The following is a 17,593-nucleotide window of genomic DNA, read 5'->3' on the forward strand; positions in this document are numbered from 1 at the left end:
GGGTGGGACGCGCGGCCGGGGGCAGGAGTTCCGCCGTTCCCCTGAACTGTGGGGATGCTACCCGGAGAGGCGCCGCGTGTGTACCTTTCGCCTCGGTTCGTTAGCTCCTGTTCAGCTGAAGCCGGAGCCGGAGGCGGGTCCGGAGCCAGGACGGGGCTCCGGACCCGCGCCCGCTCAGGACACCGGCCACACGAAGCCGTACCGGGCCCCCGTGAGGATGACGGCCGTCGCGGCCAGGACGACCAGCGAGAGGTGGATCCGCCCGGCCGGACGCAGCCGCCCCCTGACCCAGGCGGTCACGGCCACGGCCGCGGTGGCCAGGGTGAGCGGGACGGCGACGGCGAGCGGCAGCGTGAGCGCGAGGGACTCACTGAAGATCCACTGCTGCAGCGTGTGGCTGTCGAACAGTCCGTACACGACGAGCCCGACGGCGACGAAGCAGCTCAGCGCGGTCAGCGAGGCCAGCACGCGGGCCAGGACGGTGAACCGGTCCGGTGCGCGGCGGAACTGCACGAACGCGGTGAACAGGACGAGCAGACCGGCGGCGGCGACCACACCGTGCGTGATCGGGCTGGTCAGCAGGGTGGTCCGCTCGTAGACCTGGGTGGCGTTGGTGTCCGTGGCCAGGGCGACGACCTCGCCGTCCTCCTCCAGGAAGGTCAGCCGGTCCGCGCCGTTCTCCGCGGCCATCCGTCCCCCGCCGACGGGCAGCCAGCGGTCGTCCGCCGCCATCGAACCGCTGACGGAGAGGGTGCCGTCCCCGGCGTCGCGCACGGTCATGTTGTCGAAGAGGGAGACGATCTGGCCGGGCCCGCTGGCGGAGCGGCGGCTGCTGACGTAGGTGCCCGTGTAGGCGCCGAGGTCGGCGCCGGTGTCGGCCTCCCCGGTCGGCGCGGCCTGCGGGTCGAACGTGTCCCAGAACTCCTGGGCCACCGTCATCCGCAGGTCCTCCAGGGGGCTTCCCGGGACGGAGTCGTCGCCGTTGACCGCGACGAACATCCCGGCGTCGATCCCGGGGATCAGGGTGTAGGCGGTGTGCATGCCCGTCAGGTCGCCTGCGTGGCCGATGACCGGGGAGTCCCCGCCCCGCCACTGGTAGGTGCCGTAGCCCACGGCTGGGGCCTCCGGGTGGGACTCGTGCTGGCTCGCCAGCATCTGCTCGGCCACCCCGGCGGGCAGTACGCGCTCGCCGTCGATCTCGCCGTCGCCCAGCAGGGCCAGCATGAACCGGGCCATGTCGTCGGTGGAGGCGAGGGAGGCGCCCGCGGGAGCCTGGGAGACGTGCAGGTCCCCGGCCGTGCTGCCGTCGGGCAGGTGGAACGTCGGGACCTCGTAGACCTCGCGGGCGTCGTAGATCTGGAGGAACGCGCTCCTGTCCATGCCCAGCGGCTCGAACAGGTTCTGGGCGACGTACTCCTCGAACGGCTGGCCGCTCACCTCCTGGACGACGTACCCGGCCAGACCGTTCCCGTGGTTGGAGTAGGCGGTGAACCGGCCGGGCTCGTAGAGCTCCTCGGGCTTGAGGGTGCTGTACACCTCCTCAAGGTCCAGGTGCCGTTCGGTGTCCCCGGCCGAGGGGAAGTCCAACACCTCCGCGAACCCCGCGGTGTGGGTGAGCAGGTGGTGCATCGTGACGCCGTCCATGGGCAACTGGGCGGCCTCGGGCAGGTAGGCGTTGACGTCCTCGTGCAGGTCGATCTCCCCCTCCTCGGCCAGGAGGAGGGCGGCGGCCGCGGTGAAGGACTTGGACACCGATCCGGTGGGAAGCGTGTGGACCGTGTGGTCCATGGGGGTCTGGGTGGCGAGGTCGGCGTACCCGTGGGAGGCGGAGGCGACCTGCTCGCCCCCGGCCACGACGGTCACGGCCACGCCGGGCGCCCCGTGCTCCTCCAGCAGTTCGGCGACGCGGGTGTCCACGAACTCCCGCGCGGTCTCGGGGTTGAGCGGCACGGCCTCGGCCTGGGCGGTCGGCGGGGCGGTGGGGGCGCCGGGCGCGGCGGCGGCCGAGGCCGCCCCGGGCGCTAGGACGGCGGCGATCATCAGGGGTGCGGCCAGCATCGGCAGGACGCGTGGAACTCGTGGCATCAGGGGCTCCCGGGGTGTTTTCGCTACCCCTCGAACCTAGGATTCGGCGCTGTTCGGAGCACTGGTGCGGACGGGCGTTCCGGTACTACAGCCAGCTGCACCACCGGGGGTCCCGGGCGCGGAGCGGAGGGGGAGCGGGCGGGTGCGGCCGGGGAGGACCCACCGGCTGGTCGCGGTGTTCGCCGTGCCGCCCGGCGGTCTCGGGAGCCCGGCGCGGGCTCCGCCCCGGCTCACCCCAGCAGGAAGGTGACGGTGAGCAGGGCGGGGATGGTGAGGAAGGTGGTCACGAGCACCACCTCGCGGACCATCACCTCGCCGGTGCGGTACTGGGTGGCGTAGTTGAAGACGTTCTGGGCCGTGGGCAGTGCCGCCAGCACGACCACGGAGAACAGGCTGGAGGCGTCCAGGTCGAAGACCAGGGCGCCCAGGGCCCACGCCACCAGCGGCTGGACCGCGGACTTGAGCGCCACGGCGAACAGCATCGGCACCCGTTCCGGGCCCCGGCCGGGGAACGGGCTGCCGTGCAGGGAGATCCCGAAGGCCAGCAGCATGGCGGGGACGGCCATGCCGCCGATCAGGTGGAAGGGCTCCATCAGGGGTTCGGGCGGCACCCAGCCCGAGGCGGAGATGGCCACGCCCGCCAGGGACGCGATCACCACGGGGTTGCGGACCGGCGTGCCCAGCGCCCGCCGGAAGACGGGGCCCACCCCCCGCACGTCGCCGTCGGCCAGGTCCAGGAGGGTGAGGCCGACCGGGGCCAGGACCAGGAGCTGCGTGAGCAGGATGGGCGCGACCAGGGACGCGTCGCCGAGCACGTAGACGGAGATGGGGATGCCCAGGTTGCCCGCGTTGACGTACGAGGACGCGAGCGCGCCGACCGTGGTGGGGCCGACGCCCTGGCGCCGGACGAGCCCGAACACGACGAAGGCCAACGCCACGACGGCCACGCTGATGACGCTGACCACGACGGGCCCGGACACCAGGACGGAGAGGTCGACGTCGGCCAGGATCGTGAACAGCAGCGCTGGGCTGGCCACGTAGAAGGCGAGCTTGCTGAGCATCTCCCTGGCCCCCGGGCCGAGGAGGGGGAGGCGCCCGAGCATGTAGCCGATGACGACGACGCTGGTGATGACACCGAAACCGATCAAGACCCCGGACAAGAGGCGCTCCCACTGCACACGCGCGACACAACCCGAAGACGCTATCCGAGGTCGGGTTCTGGCGATACGTCGCAGATCACACCGGTGCGGGTGCTGTGACGGTCTGCGGGCGTCCGCCAGTAGGTGCCGGACGTGGACTGGCCGGAACCGTTGCTGGTGTGACGCAAGGGTTCTGAACTGCGATGATCGTGTACTTATGGCGAGTCCGGGCCGTCGAACCCCGCTATAAGTACAGGATCACGGCGCAAGTGGTCGCACCACTGCGTGAGGCCTCACTCCGCGGGCGCCTCCGGATCGGGGGACGGCGAGGCCTCCTCTTCGGCGGCCTCCTCTTCGGCAGCCTCCTCCGCCTCCCGGGCGGCTTCCTCGGCGGCCTCCTCCTCGGCCAGCCGCTCGGCCTCCGCCCGGTCGGCGGCGCGGGTCGTGCAGACCTCCTCAGCGGCGGACGCGGAGCCGTCCACGGCGATCACCGTGAAGCAGTACTCCATGCCCGTGTAACCGGTGGCGACCTGCGCGGACACCACGCCGGGGCCGGTCCGGGCCAGGGTGGCGGCCTCGTGGCCGAAGGGGCCGCCCAGCACGAAGAAGGACGCGGTGCCGCCGCTGTTGTCGGTCCAGCTGATTTCGACGGCGTTGAGGCTGTCCGCCAGGAGGACGCCGGTCGGCGCGGAGACCTCGGGCGGCGCCGAGGGGTCGACGACCGGTTCGGCGGGCTCCTCGTCGGCCGCTGGTTCCGGTTCGGTCTCCTGCTCGGCGGCCGCGACCACCGGGGCCGGTGACTCCAGCGCGGCGAACACCCCGGAGACGCCGGTGACCATGAGGATGCCGCACACGGTCACGGCGATGTGGAGGTGGCGGCGCCACCGCGGCTGGTGCTGTTCGGTCTCGGCCACGGGACCCCAGGAGGGGGTGTCGTCCTCGACGCGCTCGGACTCGTCCACGGGCAGGGCGGAGGATTCGGCGGTGCCCGTCCAGCCCTCCAGGCGCGACCAGGCGCGCAGCGCGGAGATCTCCTCGCCGCGCAGCTTGGCCATCATGATCTCGGCGGTGCCGCCCGGGTCGACGGCCGGGAGCCTGCTCCCCTCCAGCCCGGTGGGCCGGGGCCTGAGTTCCCGTGACCGCGGCGGCTGTGGCTGTCGAGACTGTTGCGGCCCGGTCGCCGGGCGCTGGGCCGCCTCCCCGGGGAACGGCGGTGCGTGCGGCGGGACGTGCGGGGCGGCGGGCGCGTGCGAGGCCTGGGGGCCCGAGGGGCGGGACCACGCCGTGGCGGGCGGGCTCTGCGGACCCGACGGCGGCAGGGCCGGGGAGGGCGGGACGTCCGTGCCGGGCGGGGTCTGCGGCCCGGGAGGTGCCGGGGGAGGGGCCTGCGGGCCCGTCCAGGGGGTGTAGGCGTCCTGCTGGGGACCGGCGGCGTACGGCGGAGGCGGAAGCTGGGGCCCGCTCATCGGGGTCTGGGGACCCGACACGGGTGCCTGCGGTCCCGACATGGGGGCCTGCGGCGGCGCCATCGGGTACTGGGGTCCGGAGTGCGGAGTCCGCGCGTCCGCGGTCGGGGGCTGGAAGTCCTCCACGGGCGTCTTGGCGCCGGACATGGGGGCCTGCGGCCCGCTCATCGGGGCCTGCGGGTCGGGTGTGTGGGGGTGCTGCTCCCATACGGGAGCCTCGTGGCCCGGCATCGGCTGCTGCGGACCAGACGCCGCCGGGTCCGGCGCGTACGCCGGGCTCTGGGCGCCGGGCATGGGGGCCTGCGGCGGCGCCATCGGGTACTGGGGTCCGGAGTGCGGAGTCCGCGCGTCCGCGGCCGGGGGCTGGAAGCTCTCCATGGGCGTCTGGGCGCCCGACATGGGGATCTGCGGCCCGCTCATCGGCATCTGCGGCCCCGACATCGGCGCCTGCGCACCGCTCAGGGGCTCCTGGCCGCCGGTCGCGCCCATCGTCGCGGCGGGCCGGGACATGCGCGCCTGCTCGAAGGCCGAGGCGAACGCCGCCGGGGTCGCGAAGCGCTCCTCGGGCAGCTTGGCCAGCGCCCGGGTGAGCACACCCCGCAGCTTGCGGGAGATGTCGGAGCGGGGAACCGGCTTGGGGTCCTGCGTCAGGACGCGCTCGGCGTAGTCGCGGGGGTCGAACGGCGTTCCGTCCGTCGACGAGAACGGCGTGTGCCCCACCAGCATCGTCCAGACGGTGGACGCCAGCTGGTAGACGTCGGAGGCGGGCGTGCGCGGCTCGCCCCGCAGCGCCTCGGGCGCCGCGTGCAGGAACGACTCCGTCGCCGGGTCGGGCGGGGGCAGGGCCTCCCCGGACCGGTGGACGGAACCGAAACCGGTCAGCACCGGCGTCCGGCCCGCACGCAGGATGTTGCCGGGGCACACGTCCCCGTGCAGCAGCCCGCGCCCGTGCATCGAACCCAGCGCAGCCGCCACGCTCCGCGAGACGGCCGCCGCCTCCTGGATCGGAGCGGGTCCCCTCCGGGCGAGCATGTCGCCGAAGGAGCCGTCCGCGTAGAACGGCAGCACCACGAACAGGTCACCGTCGGCGGTGGTCCCCGCGTCCAGCAGGGGGACCACGCCGGGAACCCCGCTGAGCTCGCGCAGCTGGTTCAGCTCGGCGCGACCCAGGTGCTCGGGCAGGACCTTGAGCACGACGTCGGCACCGCTCGTGGAGCGCGTGGCCCGCACGATCCGGGCGCGGCGCCCCTGGCGGAGCAGGGCCGGGTTGCCGTAACCGGGCGCCCAGGCGGCGTGCTCGGAGCCGGACATGGGAGAGCGACCCCCTGGTGGTGTTCGTGGTGTGGAGGATCCCCGTCAGACGACGGGGAGGACGGCACCGGGTGCTACGGAGACGAGGGCGCCTCGGTGGCCGGGCTCTGGAACATCTGCTGGCGGGCGCCCCAACCGCGCTCCTCGTTGACCTCCTGCTGCCGGCCGAAGGCCCCGATGAGGGCGATGACACCGCAGATCAGCGCGACGAGGATGAGCCCGCCGATCACCGCGGGCCACACCTGCTGCCGCCGCCGCCAGTACCGGCTCGAACCGTACATGAGGGCCGACCGCAGCTGCCGGTGCCGCAGGGCGTCCGCCTGGAGGACGTACTTCTCCTCGTTGGGCGTGTAGTGGAACGCCTCGGGGAGCTGCGGATCCGGGTCCGCCGGGGCGGACGCGGGGGATGGGGACGACATCGCCGCTCAGCCTACTAGAACAGTCCGTCGAGGTAGCGGGTCAGCCTGCCGTAGTTGTCCGCGGTGTTGCCGGTCGCGGCGATCACCTTGGCGAAGGCGGCGTTGACCTCGGAGAACTGGGTGTCGAACTCCGTGGCCTTGGCCTGGAACTGGGCGCTGCCCGAGCCCTCCCACTGGCTGACGGTGCTCTCGGACTGCTCGTTGATCTGGCTCATGATGGCGGAGAAGCGGCCGAGGTGGGCCTGCTGGTCCTCGGCCAGGCCCTGGAGGCCCGCGACGTCGCCGTACACGTCGAACTGACTCATGGGAAACCTTTCTGGGGAGAGCGTGGGGGAGGGGGACGACTCAGGCGTTGACCGGGCGGGAGAGGCCGCCGAGGTCGCTTCCGGCCTGGGAGTAGTCGGAGCTGGAGTCGGAGTCGGTGATGTTGAACTGCCCCTGGCCCTCGTTCAGCTTGATGCCGTTCTGGCTGCACCAGGACATCAGCTCGTCGAAGCGCTCGGTGAGCTGCTCGCGGGCCTCGCGGAAACGGGCGAGGGCCTCGCCCTGGAGGGCGTCGGCGTCGTTGCTCATGTCCTGGATGAGCTGGTTCATCTGGGTGCGGATGCCCTCGGACTCCTGTCCGAGCTGCTCACCGCCGACCGCGAGGCTGTTGACGTTTTCAAGACCGGCGTGGGACATCTGTGCCTTTCCCGGGAGTTGGGGGTGGAAGGGGCCGCCTCTTCGTTTCGTATCGGGCCGCGTTCACATGGGGATTCGTGTGGCCACGATAAAGAGGGGAGATTACGGACGATAGTAAGGATCGCACCTTTCGGTCAACGGAGGTGCGCTTTTGTGACATCGGTCGTCGGGCGGCGATCGGCCTGATCGCAGGCAGTGCCCCGCACGCGGCGGCTGACCGCTTCCGGCCACGGGCCCGGCCCGGACCGGGGCCCGGGCGCCCTCACCCGCCGCCGCCCGCGCCGGGGCTCGCGCTCGGGTCCGCGGCCACGGGTTCCGTCACCCAGCGCACCGCCAGCGGCCAGCCGTCCATGGACGAGTCGTGGAAGCGGGGGAAGAGCTCCGCGGCCTCTCCCGGCTCGCCCTCGGCCAGGTCCACCCGGTGCCAGGACCCGCTGGTCTGGAGCAGGACCGCGTCCCGTTCGGGCGAGGGCGCGTACTGCACCACCGGCCCGTCGCCCTCCTCCAGCAGACGTGTGGCCGTGTGCCCCTGCTCCTCCACGGTCACCAGGTACGCGCCCGCCGGGGGCTCCCCGCCTCCGGCGGGGGCGTCGGGGCGCAGCAGCGCGGTGCCCCCGCCCCAGACCGGGGAGTTGCCGAAGGTCTGCCACTGGCCTCCGTCGACGTTGAGGGCCGCGTTGACGACGCTGTCCGCCGTCTCCCGAACCACGAGGATGCCGCCGTCCACGGCGTTGCTCTGCCGGGTCTGCACGCTGTTGCGGATGTGCAGCGACCCGTCCGGGGTCAGCGCCCAGTCGCTGGGCCGCTGGTTCTCGCCGATCAGGAGGCTGCCCTCCTGGTTGGGGGTGCCCGTCGGGGCCTCCAGGGGCACCGACAGCACCTGCGGGGGCACGCCGTCCTGCGGGGTGTCGGAGACGAACCACAGCCGGTCGCCGTTGATCACCGGACGGGACAGGACCTCCCCCTCCGAGGCGGGCACGGACTCGACCTGCTGGTAGGAGACCTCCTCGGCGCCGGACTCCTGCGGATCGGTGAGCGCCGCCACCTGCACGGCGTTGGGCTCCTCGGTGACGTAGGCGAAGTACGTCCAGTCCGCGGAGAACTGCGCGTGCACGGCCAGGTCCCGGGCCATCGGGTCGACCGCGCCGTCGGGCAGCGCGATCCGCTGGAGCGGCTGCCCGGTCGCGGGGTCGTGGAAGACCAGGACCTGGTCGGTCTCCGGGTCGCCGCCCTCGAAGCCCCGGTGCAGCAGGGCCAGGCCGGACAGCCCCTCCTCGGCCAGCTCCTCCCCGGTCCCGGGTTCGCCGCCGGAGCCGCCGGACGTGCCGGTGCACGCGGTCAGGGCGAGCAGGCACACTGCCGAGGTCAGGGCGAGGGGGCGCCGCATGGAGCTGCCTTTCGGGGGGACGGGGTCGGTCGGGAGGCCGCGGGGGCACGGGGTGGGACTGTCCCGGGGACGCCGAGGTTCGCTCCGGGACGCGGTACCCATTATCCGGTCCGCGACGACACGACGCCCCGGCCGGGTGCGCCGCGCCGGGACGCGCACCGCCTGAAGGCCGGTGCCGCGAAGCTCCTACCAGGGCAGGGGCCTCACACCTGGGTGTCCGTACTGCCTGGAGGCCCGCGCCGCGCGCCGCGCCGCGGGCCCCGGGGTCACGCGGGCGGTTCGCTCCACCCCACCTGGACCAGGTCCGGGCGCTGGCCGCGGCGGGCCAGCTGGGCGCGGCCGACCGGCAGCTGCTTGGACGCCGTGCCGTTGGCCAGGCGCCCCTCCATCCGGTCCCCGGAGAAGAGCACGCCCGGCGTGGCCATGTCGCTGAGCGCCTGGAGCACCGGCTCGAACATCGCCCGCGCCGAACCGCCCGTGCGGCGGGCCGCGATGATGTGCAGCCCCAGGTCGGAGCCCTGCGCGATGAAGGGCACCAGCGGCGCGAGCGGGTTCGCCCTCGCCCCCAGCATGTCCATGTCGTCCACGACGATGAACAGGTCCAGGCCCTTCCACCAGCTGCGCTCACGCAGCTGCTTGGGGGTCACGTCCGGCCCCGGCAGGCGCTGCTTCAGCGAACCCGCGAGGTTCGCGGCGACCGCCTGGGTCTGCTCCGCGCTCGTGCAGTAGGCCAGCAGGTGGTCCTCCGGGACCAGCTCCAGGTGGCTGCGGCGGAAGTCCACCATGACCACGCCGATCTCCGTGGGCGGGCGCTGCACGATCTGCTTGACCAGCCCGCGCAGGAGGGCGGTCTTGCCGGTCTGCGGGTCGCCGTACACCACCAGGTGCGGGTCCCGGGCCAGGTTCGTGGTGGTCGGCGCCAGCGTGCTCTCGGCCAGGCCCAACACCAGTTCGGCGGCGCGGCCCTTGGGCGCCCGGCGGCCCTTGAGCAGGTCGGACAGTTCCACCTTGGAGGGCAGCGTCTTGACGCCCTGGACGGCCTTCTGCGGCCAGCGCTCCCCGATCCGCTTGACCAGGTCCCGGATCCCGTCGGTGACGTCCTCGTCGTCGGCCACCGCGTCCACCCGCGGCAGGGCCACGTGCGTGTGGTGCTCCTCGGCGGTCAGGCCGCGCCCCGGGGTGTCCTTGGGCAGCGCCTCGGCGATCTTGCGCCCGATCCCCGAGTCCATCGGGTCGCTCAGCCGCAGCTCGAACCGGCCGCCGAACAGCGCCTGCAACCGGGACCGGATCTGCGAGGAGGCGGCGCCGGTCAGGATCGTGTGCACGCCCAGGGACGGGCCGCGGGTCGCGATGTCCATCAGGACCTCGTCGGCCTCGTCGAAGGTGTCGCGCACCGAGGACCAGCCGTCGACCAGCAGGAACAGGTCGCCCACCACGTTCGCGGGCACCGTCCCGTCCGCGCGCGCCTGGCGCAGCGCGGCGGGGGAGTCGAGCCGGTACTTGCGGAACACGCGCTGGCGCCGGTCCAGCTGGGCGCGCACGTCCACCAGCACCCGCTGCACCTTCTCCGGGTCGGCCCGCCCGGCCACGCCCGCCACGTGCGGCAGCTCCTCCATCGCCTGGAGGGCGCCGCCGCCGAAGTCGATCGCGTACACGCCCACGCGGCCCGGCGGGTACCGCCACGCCAGGCTCGCGACCACCGTGCGCAGCAGCGTCGACTTGCCGGACTGGGGGCCGCCCAGGACGATGACGTTGCCCTCGGCGCCGGTGAAGTCCATCTCGGCCGGAACGACGCGCTGTTCCCGGGGGATGTCGGTCAGGCCGATGACGGCGCGCATGTCCGACGGGCGCGGCTCGGTTCCGGGGCCCTCCAGGTCCTCGCCCTCGCCCAGGTCCTCCAGGACCCTGTCGAGGGTGAGCAGCCGCGGCAGCGGCTCCAGCCAGATCGGCCGGACCTTCTCAGCGCCCGAGGCCACCAGCCGGTCCACCGTGACCTGGAGCGTGGTGCGCTTGTCCTCCCTGCGCCCGGACTCCCCGCCCCGGCCGCGGATCGACTCCACCAGCGACTCCACCAGCGAGCCCGCCCCGGTCACCTTGTTCAGCCCGTTGAAGGAGAGCAGGGGCAGCACCGGTTCGTGCTCCTCCTTCTCCTCCCGGACCGGCGGCTCGTAGGGCTGCGATACCATCGCCGCCTTGAACCGCTCGAAGACCGACGTGTCCACCTTCAGGTAGCCCGAGCCCGGCTCGGGCGGCAGGTGGTAGGCGTCGCCCACGCCGATGGCCTCGCGGCTCTCCGCCTCGGAGAACGTGCGCAGGCCCACCCGGTAGGACAGGTGCGACTCCAGGCCCTTGAGCTTGCCCGACTCCAGGCGCTGGGTGGCCAGCAGCAGGTGCACGCCGATCGACCGGCCGATGCGCCCGATGGCCACGAACAGCTCGGCGAAGTCGGGGTGCGCCGTGAGCAGCTCCGAGAACTCGTCGATGATGATCAGCAGGTGCGGCAGCGGTTCCAGGCCGGGGTCGTTCTCCCGGGCCGCCTCGTAGGCGTGCAGGTTGGGCAGGTTGCCCGCGTCCTTGAGGATCTGCTGGCGGCGCACCAGCTCGCCGTAGGTCGCCTCGCGGAACCGCAGGACCAGCGAGTCGTCGTCGGCCAGGTTGGTGATCAGGCCGGTGCTGTGCGGCAGGCGGTCGGTGTCGGCGAAGGTCGCGCCGCCCTTGAAGTCCACCAGCAGCAGCGCGAGCGACTCAGGCGAGTGGTTGATGACCAGCGAGGCCACCATGGTCCGCAGCATCTCCGACTTGCCCGAGCCGGTCGCGCCGACCACCAGGCCGTGCGGGCCCATGCCGCCGAAGGCCGACTCCTTCAGGTCCAGCAGCACCGTGTTGCCGCTCGGCCCGACGCCGATCGGCACCCGCAGGTAGTCGCCGGTGCTGCGCCTGCGCCAGGTCTGCCGGGTGTCCAGCTGGGCGACGTCGGCCACGCCCAGGATCTCCGGGAGCCCCACGGTGGCGTGCATGGCGTCGTCGCTGTCGGTGACGGCGATGCCGTACGGGGCCAGGAGGCGGGCCAGGGAGGTCAGGTGCGCGACGTCGGACCGGTCCGCGCGGCCCCGGAGCGGGACGCGCGGTGCGTCCTCGGAGGCGTCGGCGTGCTCGGTGTCCTCGGTCAGCGTGCCGTCCGCGTCGATGCGCAGCCGCAGGTCCACGCCCTCCGGCTCCTCGCGCCGGTCCGCCACCAGGGCGATCACGTGGATGCCCAGGTCGGCCAGGGAGGTCACCGGCGGTTCGGCGTGCAGACCGGACAGGGTCGACTGGTACTCGCCGTCCAGGACGACGACCAGGCGCTGGGTGCCCGGGCCGGGCGGGGCGCCGCGGCGCCGCTGGAGGTCGACGGTGCGCCGCTCGATCTCGTCGGAGAGCAGTTCGGCGATCTGCACGGTGTTGACGGCGACGAAACGGGCGGGCATCGGCCCGTCCTTGGCCTCGTCGAAGGTGTTGTGCGGCAGCCACTTCAGCCACTCCCAGTGGGAGCGCAGCTTGTTGTCGCGCACCACGCCGATCCGCAGGTCGTGCGGGGAGTGGAAGGTGGCCATCTGCGCGACGAGCGAGCGGGCCAGCCCCCGCGCGGCCTCGCGGTCGCCCACGACCGACACCACGCCGTGCTCGCGCAGCGGCAGGACCAGCGGCATCTCGGGGACGTTCGCGTACAGCTCGATGAGCTGGTCGGCCGCGCCCTGGCACACGGGGTCGTAGACGATCAGCGGCGAGGAGGTGTCGACCTTGAGCCTGAGCCGCCGCGCCAGCGGGCGCGTCCCGGTGCCCGCCCGCAGGTCCAGGAAGTCCGGGTCGGCGGCCCGCCGCTCCCAGCGGCGCGTCCGCGACCGCGCCGGATCGACGAGCAGCTGCGGGTCGGGGTGGCGGAACGCGCTGTCGGCGCGCTGGACGGAGGCCACGTCCCGGACGATCTCGCGGAGCTGGTCGAGGTAGTCGACATAGCGTTCGCGCTGCTCGCGGATGCGCTTGCGCGGGCCGTTGTGCTGGGCCACGAACATGATGATGCCGACAACCACGCTGGCGATCATGATCATCACGCCGGCGACGGCCATCAGCGGACGGTGGCCCATGGTGATGGACATCAGCAGAGAGCCCGAACCGGTGATGATCGGCATGATGATCATCGCGCCGGAACTCGACGAGGGCGGGTTCTCCGGCATCTGGGGAGGGGTCGCGATGACGAGCGGAGTGTTCCCGGGGGCAGTCGGGACGCTGCGAGCTGGGCGGGGTACGGGTCTCGTCGCCACGGGGATCTCTTTCGGTCCGCCTACGGGGGCTGGTGTCTGGGTGGCTACGCTAGGAATGATCTCGCGATCCCCGCGAATCGCCTAATTCGCGTCCGTCTCCCCCCGAGGGTGACAACCGCCCACGACGAACGACAAAGGAATTCTTGGTGTGAGTGGATACTGCCGGGTCACGGTGACCGGACCGGAACGCTGGGCCGATCTGGCACTCCCCGGAACGGTTCCCGTGGCCACACTGATGCCCCGCATCCTGGAGGTCTGCGCACCCGAGGAGGAGGGCACCGAACCCGCCGCGTGGACGCTCACCACCGTGGAGGGCGACCCCGTCCACCCCGACCAGCCGCTGGAGAGCGCGGGCGTCTACGACGGCGACGTGCTGATGCTGGACCGCCGCACCGCGCCGGGCAGGCCCGCGCACGTGGACGACGTCCGCGGCGCGGTCGAGGACCGCGTCGACGCCACCGCGCACATCTGGAACCCCACGACCACGCTGTCCTTCGGCCTCCTCGTCGCGGCCATCGGCCCCCTGCTGCTGTTGGGGCTGATGATGCGGCTGAGCCCGTCCGCCTGGCACCTGGGGATCGCCTCGGCGGGAACCCTGTTCACGGTCGCGGTGATGCTGCTCGCCGCGCGCAGGCCGCTGCCCGCCGTCGCGCACGTGCTGTTCGCGACGGCCTGCGCGTGGGGCGCGGTCACGGCCGTGCTCGCCGCGAACCTGCTGACCGACGCCGGCTTCCTGGTGCAGGCGGCCTTCGCGCTGTCCGGAGCGCTGCTGGTGGCGGTGATCGGCTGGACGATGCACGAGACGGGTCTGGCCTACATCTGCGCGCTCGGCGTGGTCGCGGTGACGGCCGGAGTGCTCGTGGTGGTGGGCGTCTTCGTGGAGCCGGTGCAGGGGGCGCGGTCCATGGGGCTGGTCCTGGCGCTGTGCGTGGGCGCGCTGCCGCGCGTGGCGATGGTGATGGGCGGGCTGTCCGGGCTCGACTACGAGGTGGGGCGCTCGGGACAGGTCACCACGGACCGGTTCGAGGACACCTTCGGCAACACCGACCGCATCCTGCTGGGCGTCGTGCTGGGCGCGGCGGTGAGCGGCGGCGCGACGACCGTGCTGCTGGCCTACCTGGCCGCGGGCCCGCCCGACCTGCTGCTGTGCGCGCTGCTCTCGCTGCTGCTGGTGCTGCGCTCGCGGCTGTTCGACCGCATCCGGCACGTGCTTCCGCTGCGCCTGGCGGGGGTGCTGGGCCTGGGCGCGGCGGGTGTCGCGACGGTCGGCGAGTACGCGTTCCTGGCGCCGTGGCTGCCGCTGGTCGCGCTCGTGGCGGGAATCGCGCTGGGCGTGCTGAGCTGGGTGCGGCTGACCGACGTGCCGCGCGCCTCGCTGCGCCGCCTCCTCAACTGGACGGAGATCCTGGTGATCATCGCGATGTGCGCGGTGTTCGCCTGGGGGATGGGCCTGTTCGCGTTCGTGGAGCGGATGACCTCGTAGCCCTGACTGCGGGTCCTCCCCGGGAACGGGCGGGACGTACGGGGGTCCGCGTCCGGCGCGACGCGGTTCCCGAGGGGGACGGGAGCCCCGTGACGGCCCGGCGCCGTCCGGAGGCGGCTTCCGGCGCGGCCGGTCAGTCGGTGTGCTCGGTGCCGCAGGAGGCCCGCGCGGCCTCGTGGGTCTCCCTCGTCGCGGCCAGGGCGCGGCGGCGGCGCGCCTCGCGCAGCGACACGCCCACGATGCGGGTGGCCGCGGCGGCCGTCACCACGGCCAGCGGGATGACGAGGAGCGACGCGGGCTGCCGGATGGGGCGGTACCGCGCCCCCTCCCGGTCGATCAGCAGGAAGCCCGCGGGCCGCACCCGGACGAAGCCGCTGCCCCCGGCGCCGTCCCCGCCCGCGGCGAACAGGCGGCTGGAACCCCCGCCCATGATGGTCAGCGCGGTCACCCGCGCCACCGGGACGACCGTAGAACCCTCCGCGACCACCGCTTCGCCGAACGCCGACGAGGACCGCGCCGAAGCGCCGGTGTTCTCGATCAGCCTGGCCAGCGCGGACAGGGCGGGACTGGTGCGGCGGGCGCGGCGGCCCAGAGCGGTGTCCGGCATGGCGGCGGGTCCCTTCGTGGCGGTTGCGTACCCGCCCCATTGTGTAACGCGGCCGCGGTGCCCGGAACGTTCCTGGCCTGTTCCGGACACCGGGTCACGGCCCGTGGAAGGCGGCGTTGTCCGGGACGCTGTGTGACGGAATGTGAGGGGAGGGCGATATGGTGTCCGCCGTCCGCGTTACCCAGGAAGGAAACCCCCGGTGTCCCCTGCGCCCCACACGACGAAGACCGCGACCGCGCTGGTCCTGGCCCTCATGCTGACCGCCTGCGGCGGCGCGGAGCCGGAGCAGGCCGCGGACGCTCCCGACACCGCGGCGGCCGACGCCCAGGCCTCCCCGCCCGAGGGGACCCCCGAGGAGGCGGTCGAGCTGGTGGACCCGATGGAGCTGGCCCCCGACGACCTGTGCCAGGTGCTCTCCGAGGAGACCAGCACCGAGTTGCTCGGTCCGCCCGAGGACCGGGCCGGCAACCAGGAGTCCGACGCCGGTGTCCCCGACGCCGAGGACGTGGAGAATCTCGGCGGCCTCTCCATGACGTGCATCACCGTGGCCACGAGCATCGGTCCGCCGCCGCGCAGCCACAGTCTCACCTACCGCCTGGAGATCAACGAGGGCCTCTACAGGGAAGACACCTCGGCACCCGCGGAGGAGGACGCCGACCCCTCGATCGAGATCGGTGACTACGCGGTCGTGGAGGTCGACCCGGAGGGCACCGACGTCGACCTCCAGGTGGTCCAGGGCCAGGTCGGTGTGAGCGTCGACTACTCGGCGACGGAGGTCGTCGACTACGAGGGCGTTCCCTACGTCGACGAGGAGGAGATGGTCGCGCGCGCCCTCAGGGCGGCGGAGGAGATCCTCGCCTCCACCGGCGCTTAGCGGACTGACCGCGTGGGCTCTGAACTGCGATGATCTTGTACGCATAGCCGATGTCGACGCTCGAACCCCGCTATGAGTACAAGGTCACGGCGCGTAGCAAGGGCCGGTCCGGAGGTCACCGCAGCGGCGGCCCCACGCGTTGACGGCCTCCCCGTCCAGCCCTCCAGGGGGCCGGGTCCACCGCGCGCCCGCGGCCCGGCTCAGGGCGTGAGCACGTTGAGCAGGTTCAGTTCGGTGTCGTAGACGGCGACGTCGCCGGTCCCCGTGCGCAGGCCCGCCACCCGGGACCCGTCCTGGGACAGGGCCATCGGGAACACGCGGGGCAGGTCCGGGCCCAGCGCGACCTCGGTCGCCGAGGCGTACCGCCACGCCACCATGTCGCCTCGGCCGGTGGCGGGGTCCAGGCGGGCGGCGAACACGCGGCCGCTCGCGGCGCTGTAGGCGACGTCCACCAGGATTCCCTCGTCCGGGCCGGGGACGAACTCGCGGACGATCGCTCCGGTCCCGGGCACGACGAGGAGCACGGAGCCGGAGCGGATGAGCAGCACGGCCGAGCCGTCCGGGACGAGGTCGAACGAGGCCGCGCCCACACCGGCGCGCTCGCGGATCAGGCCCCGCAGCGAGAGGTCCTCGGCGTCCCACACGGCGATCCCGCCGCCCTCCTCGCCGCCCGCCACCACGCTGCCGTCGAGCGAGTACCTGATCGAGCCCAGCACGCCCGAGCCGGACAGCCGCGCCTCCAGCTCCCAGGTACGGGTGTCGTGCAGGTGCAGCAGCCGTCCGTCGGGGTCGCTGCGCACGCCCAGCGCGAGTGAGGAGCCGTCGGGGCTGAAGGCGATCGACCGCACGGCCCTCTCCTCACCGACTACCCGCTTCCTGCCGGTCTCCAGGTCGACGACGGAGGCGCCGTCGAGGGTTCCGTAGGCGAGCAGGCACCCGTCGGGGCTGAACGCCGCCGGGGTCGGCGGCACGGCGGAGGAGTCGTGGTCGATGCGGGCGATGGCGCGCGACTCCCGCCAGTCCCACAGGGTCACCGTGTCGATCTGGGAGACGGCCAGGACGGAGCCGTCGGGCGAGAAGGACAGCGCGAGCGGGACGTCCCCGGGGAAGGAGGTCATCGGGGTCCCGGTCGGCGCGAGGCCGTCGGAGAGGGCCGATCCGGTCGCGGAGCAGTCGGCGGCGCCCTCGGCGGCCTCGGGGTCCCACGAGGGGGCGGTGAAGGAGTACAGCCCCACGCTCACCAGGAGCACCACCACACCGGCCAGCGCCGCCGCGCGCAGGAGGGAGCGGCGGCGTCGTTCCCCGAGCTGTGAGGGTTCTTCGGGGTGGAGGGGGCGCATGGGTCCTCTGGGGGGTGTTACAGGGGTGAGCGAGGACGGCCCGTCGTCTCCGGGCCGGTGCGTGTGTGGTTGTCAGCAGCCACCGTAACCCCAGAGGACCGCTGGTGGGGAATGGTTCTGGAGGGTTCGGGCAGGTTATGTGCCCGTCTGTCAGTTTTTGGTGCCGTAGGTCCGGAGATCTCTCCGTCGGAGGAGGGGCCGGAAGAAGGCCGGAGGAGGGCCGAAGGCACGTGCGGCGGGCGAAAGGCCGACCGGGGCCCGTGGAACCCGGGCGCGGAAACGCCCGCGTACCAGGGGGTTTCGGCTTTACGCCGGACCGGGACGTGTCGAGTCCTTCTGCACGGGTAGGGCGAAGGAACAAGGAATCGTCCGCACGCGCGCCGGACAGGTGGCCGAGGGGCGTGTGCGGGGAAGAGGGTCGTCTCCACGGGAGACACGGGAGAACGGTGCCGCGCGGGGCGACGGGGTCCGCGCGCGGGGCCCGGGAACGCCGACAGGCG

General features: G+C 73.1%; 12 protein-coding genes. 2 read left to right on the forward strand and 10 right to left on the reverse strand.

What is annotated here, in order from left to right:
• Positions 1-174 precede the first annotated feature (174 nt).
• The 8 genes from PV789_RS01620 to eccCa all read right to left on the reverse strand — a co-directional run bounded on the left by PV789_RS01620 (position 175) and on the right by eccCa (position 12,720).
• Positions 175-2,085 (reverse strand): serine hydrolase domain-containing protein, encoded by a 1,911-nt coding sequence (locus PV789_RS01620; protein WP_274975844.1) that lies wholly within the window; start codon positions 2,083-2,085, stop codon positions 175-177.
• Between the two features lie 230 nt (positions 2,086-2,315).
• Positions 2,316-3,245, reverse strand: a complete 930-nt coding sequence (locus PV789_RS01625; RefSeq protein WP_274975845.1) for an AEC family transporter — start codon at positions 3,243-3,245, stop codon at positions 2,316-2,318.
• A 272-nt stretch (positions 3,246-3,517) separates the two neighbouring features.
• Entirely contained in the window at positions 3,518-6,001 is a 2,484-nt protein-coding gene (locus PV789_RS01630) for a protein kinase domain-containing protein (RefSeq protein ID WP_274975846.1), read from the reverse strand.
• A 74-nt stretch (positions 6,002-6,075) separates the two neighbouring features.
• A complete protein-coding gene (locus PV789_RS01635; RefSeq protein ID WP_061079668.1) occupies positions 6,076-6,420 on the reverse strand; it encodes a hypothetical protein in 345 nt (114 codons plus the stop codon).
• Between the two features lie 14 nt (positions 6,421-6,434).
• A complete protein-coding gene (locus tag PV789_RS01640; RefSeq protein ID WP_212641868.1) occupies positions 6,435-6,725 on the reverse strand; it encodes a WXG100 family type VII secretion target in 291 nt (96 codons plus the stop codon).
• A 40-nt stretch (positions 6,726-6,765) separates the two neighbouring features.
• On the reverse strand, positions 6,766-7,101 hold the full coding sequence (locus PV789_RS01645; RefSeq protein WP_013156414.1) for a hypothetical protein: 336 nt from the start codon (positions 7,099-7,101) through the stop codon (positions 6,766-6,768).
• A 262-nt stretch (positions 7,102-7,363) separates the two neighbouring features.
• Positions 7,364-8,488: a hypothetical protein gene (locus tag PV789_RS01650; protein WP_274975847.1), complete on the reverse strand. Its 1,125-nt coding sequence runs from the start codon at positions 8,486-8,488 to the stop codon at positions 7,364-7,366.
• Positions 8,489-8,754: 266 nt separating this feature from the next.
• Complete coding sequence (gene eccCa / locus PV789_RS01655; RefSeq protein ID WP_475469232.1) at positions 8,755-12,720, reverse strand: type VII secretion protein EccCa; 3,966 nt, start codon at positions 12,718-12,720, stop codon at positions 8,755-8,757.
• A gap of 217 nt (positions 12,721-12,937) precedes the next feature.
• Here eccCa and eccD point away from each other — a divergent pair, with 217 nt between their 5' ends.
• Positions 12,938-14,272, forward strand: coding sequence for a type VII secretion integral membrane protein EccD (gene eccD / locus PV789_RS01660; protein ID WP_274975848.1), 1,335 nt, complete (start codon positions 12,938-12,940; stop codon positions 14,270-14,272).
• Positions 14,273-14,405: 133 nt separating this feature from the next.
• Here eccD and PV789_RS01665 read toward each other — a convergent pair whose 3' ends face one another.
• Positions 14,406-14,879 (reverse strand): GerW family sporulation protein, encoded by a 474-nt coding sequence (locus PV789_RS01665; RefSeq protein WP_274975849.1) that lies wholly within the window; start codon positions 14,877-14,879, stop codon positions 14,406-14,408.
• Positions 14,880-15,078: 199 nt separating this feature from the next.
• Here PV789_RS01665 and PV789_RS01670 point away from each other — a divergent pair, with 199 nt between their 5' ends.
• Positions 15,079-15,753 carry a hypothetical protein gene (locus PV789_RS01670; RefSeq protein WP_274975850.1) on the forward strand — a complete coding sequence of 225 codons (675 nt, stop codon included), beginning with the start codon at positions 15,079-15,081 and terminating at the stop codon, positions 15,751-15,753.
• Positions 15,754-15,953: 200 nt separating this feature from the next.
• Here PV789_RS01670 and PV789_RS01675 read toward each other — a convergent pair whose 3' ends face one another.
• Complete coding sequence (locus PV789_RS01675) at positions 15,954-17,093, reverse strand: WD40 repeat domain-containing protein (RefSeq protein ID WP_274975851.1); 1,140 nt, start codon at positions 17,091-17,093, stop codon at positions 15,954-15,956.
• Positions 17,094-17,593: the final 500 nt, after the last annotated feature.

The sequence above is a fragment of the Nocardiopsis camelliae genome (assembly GCF_028993595.1).
Lineage (GTDB): Bacteria > Actinomycetota > Actinomycetes > Streptosporangiales > Streptosporangiaceae > Nocardiopsis > Nocardiopsis dassonvillei.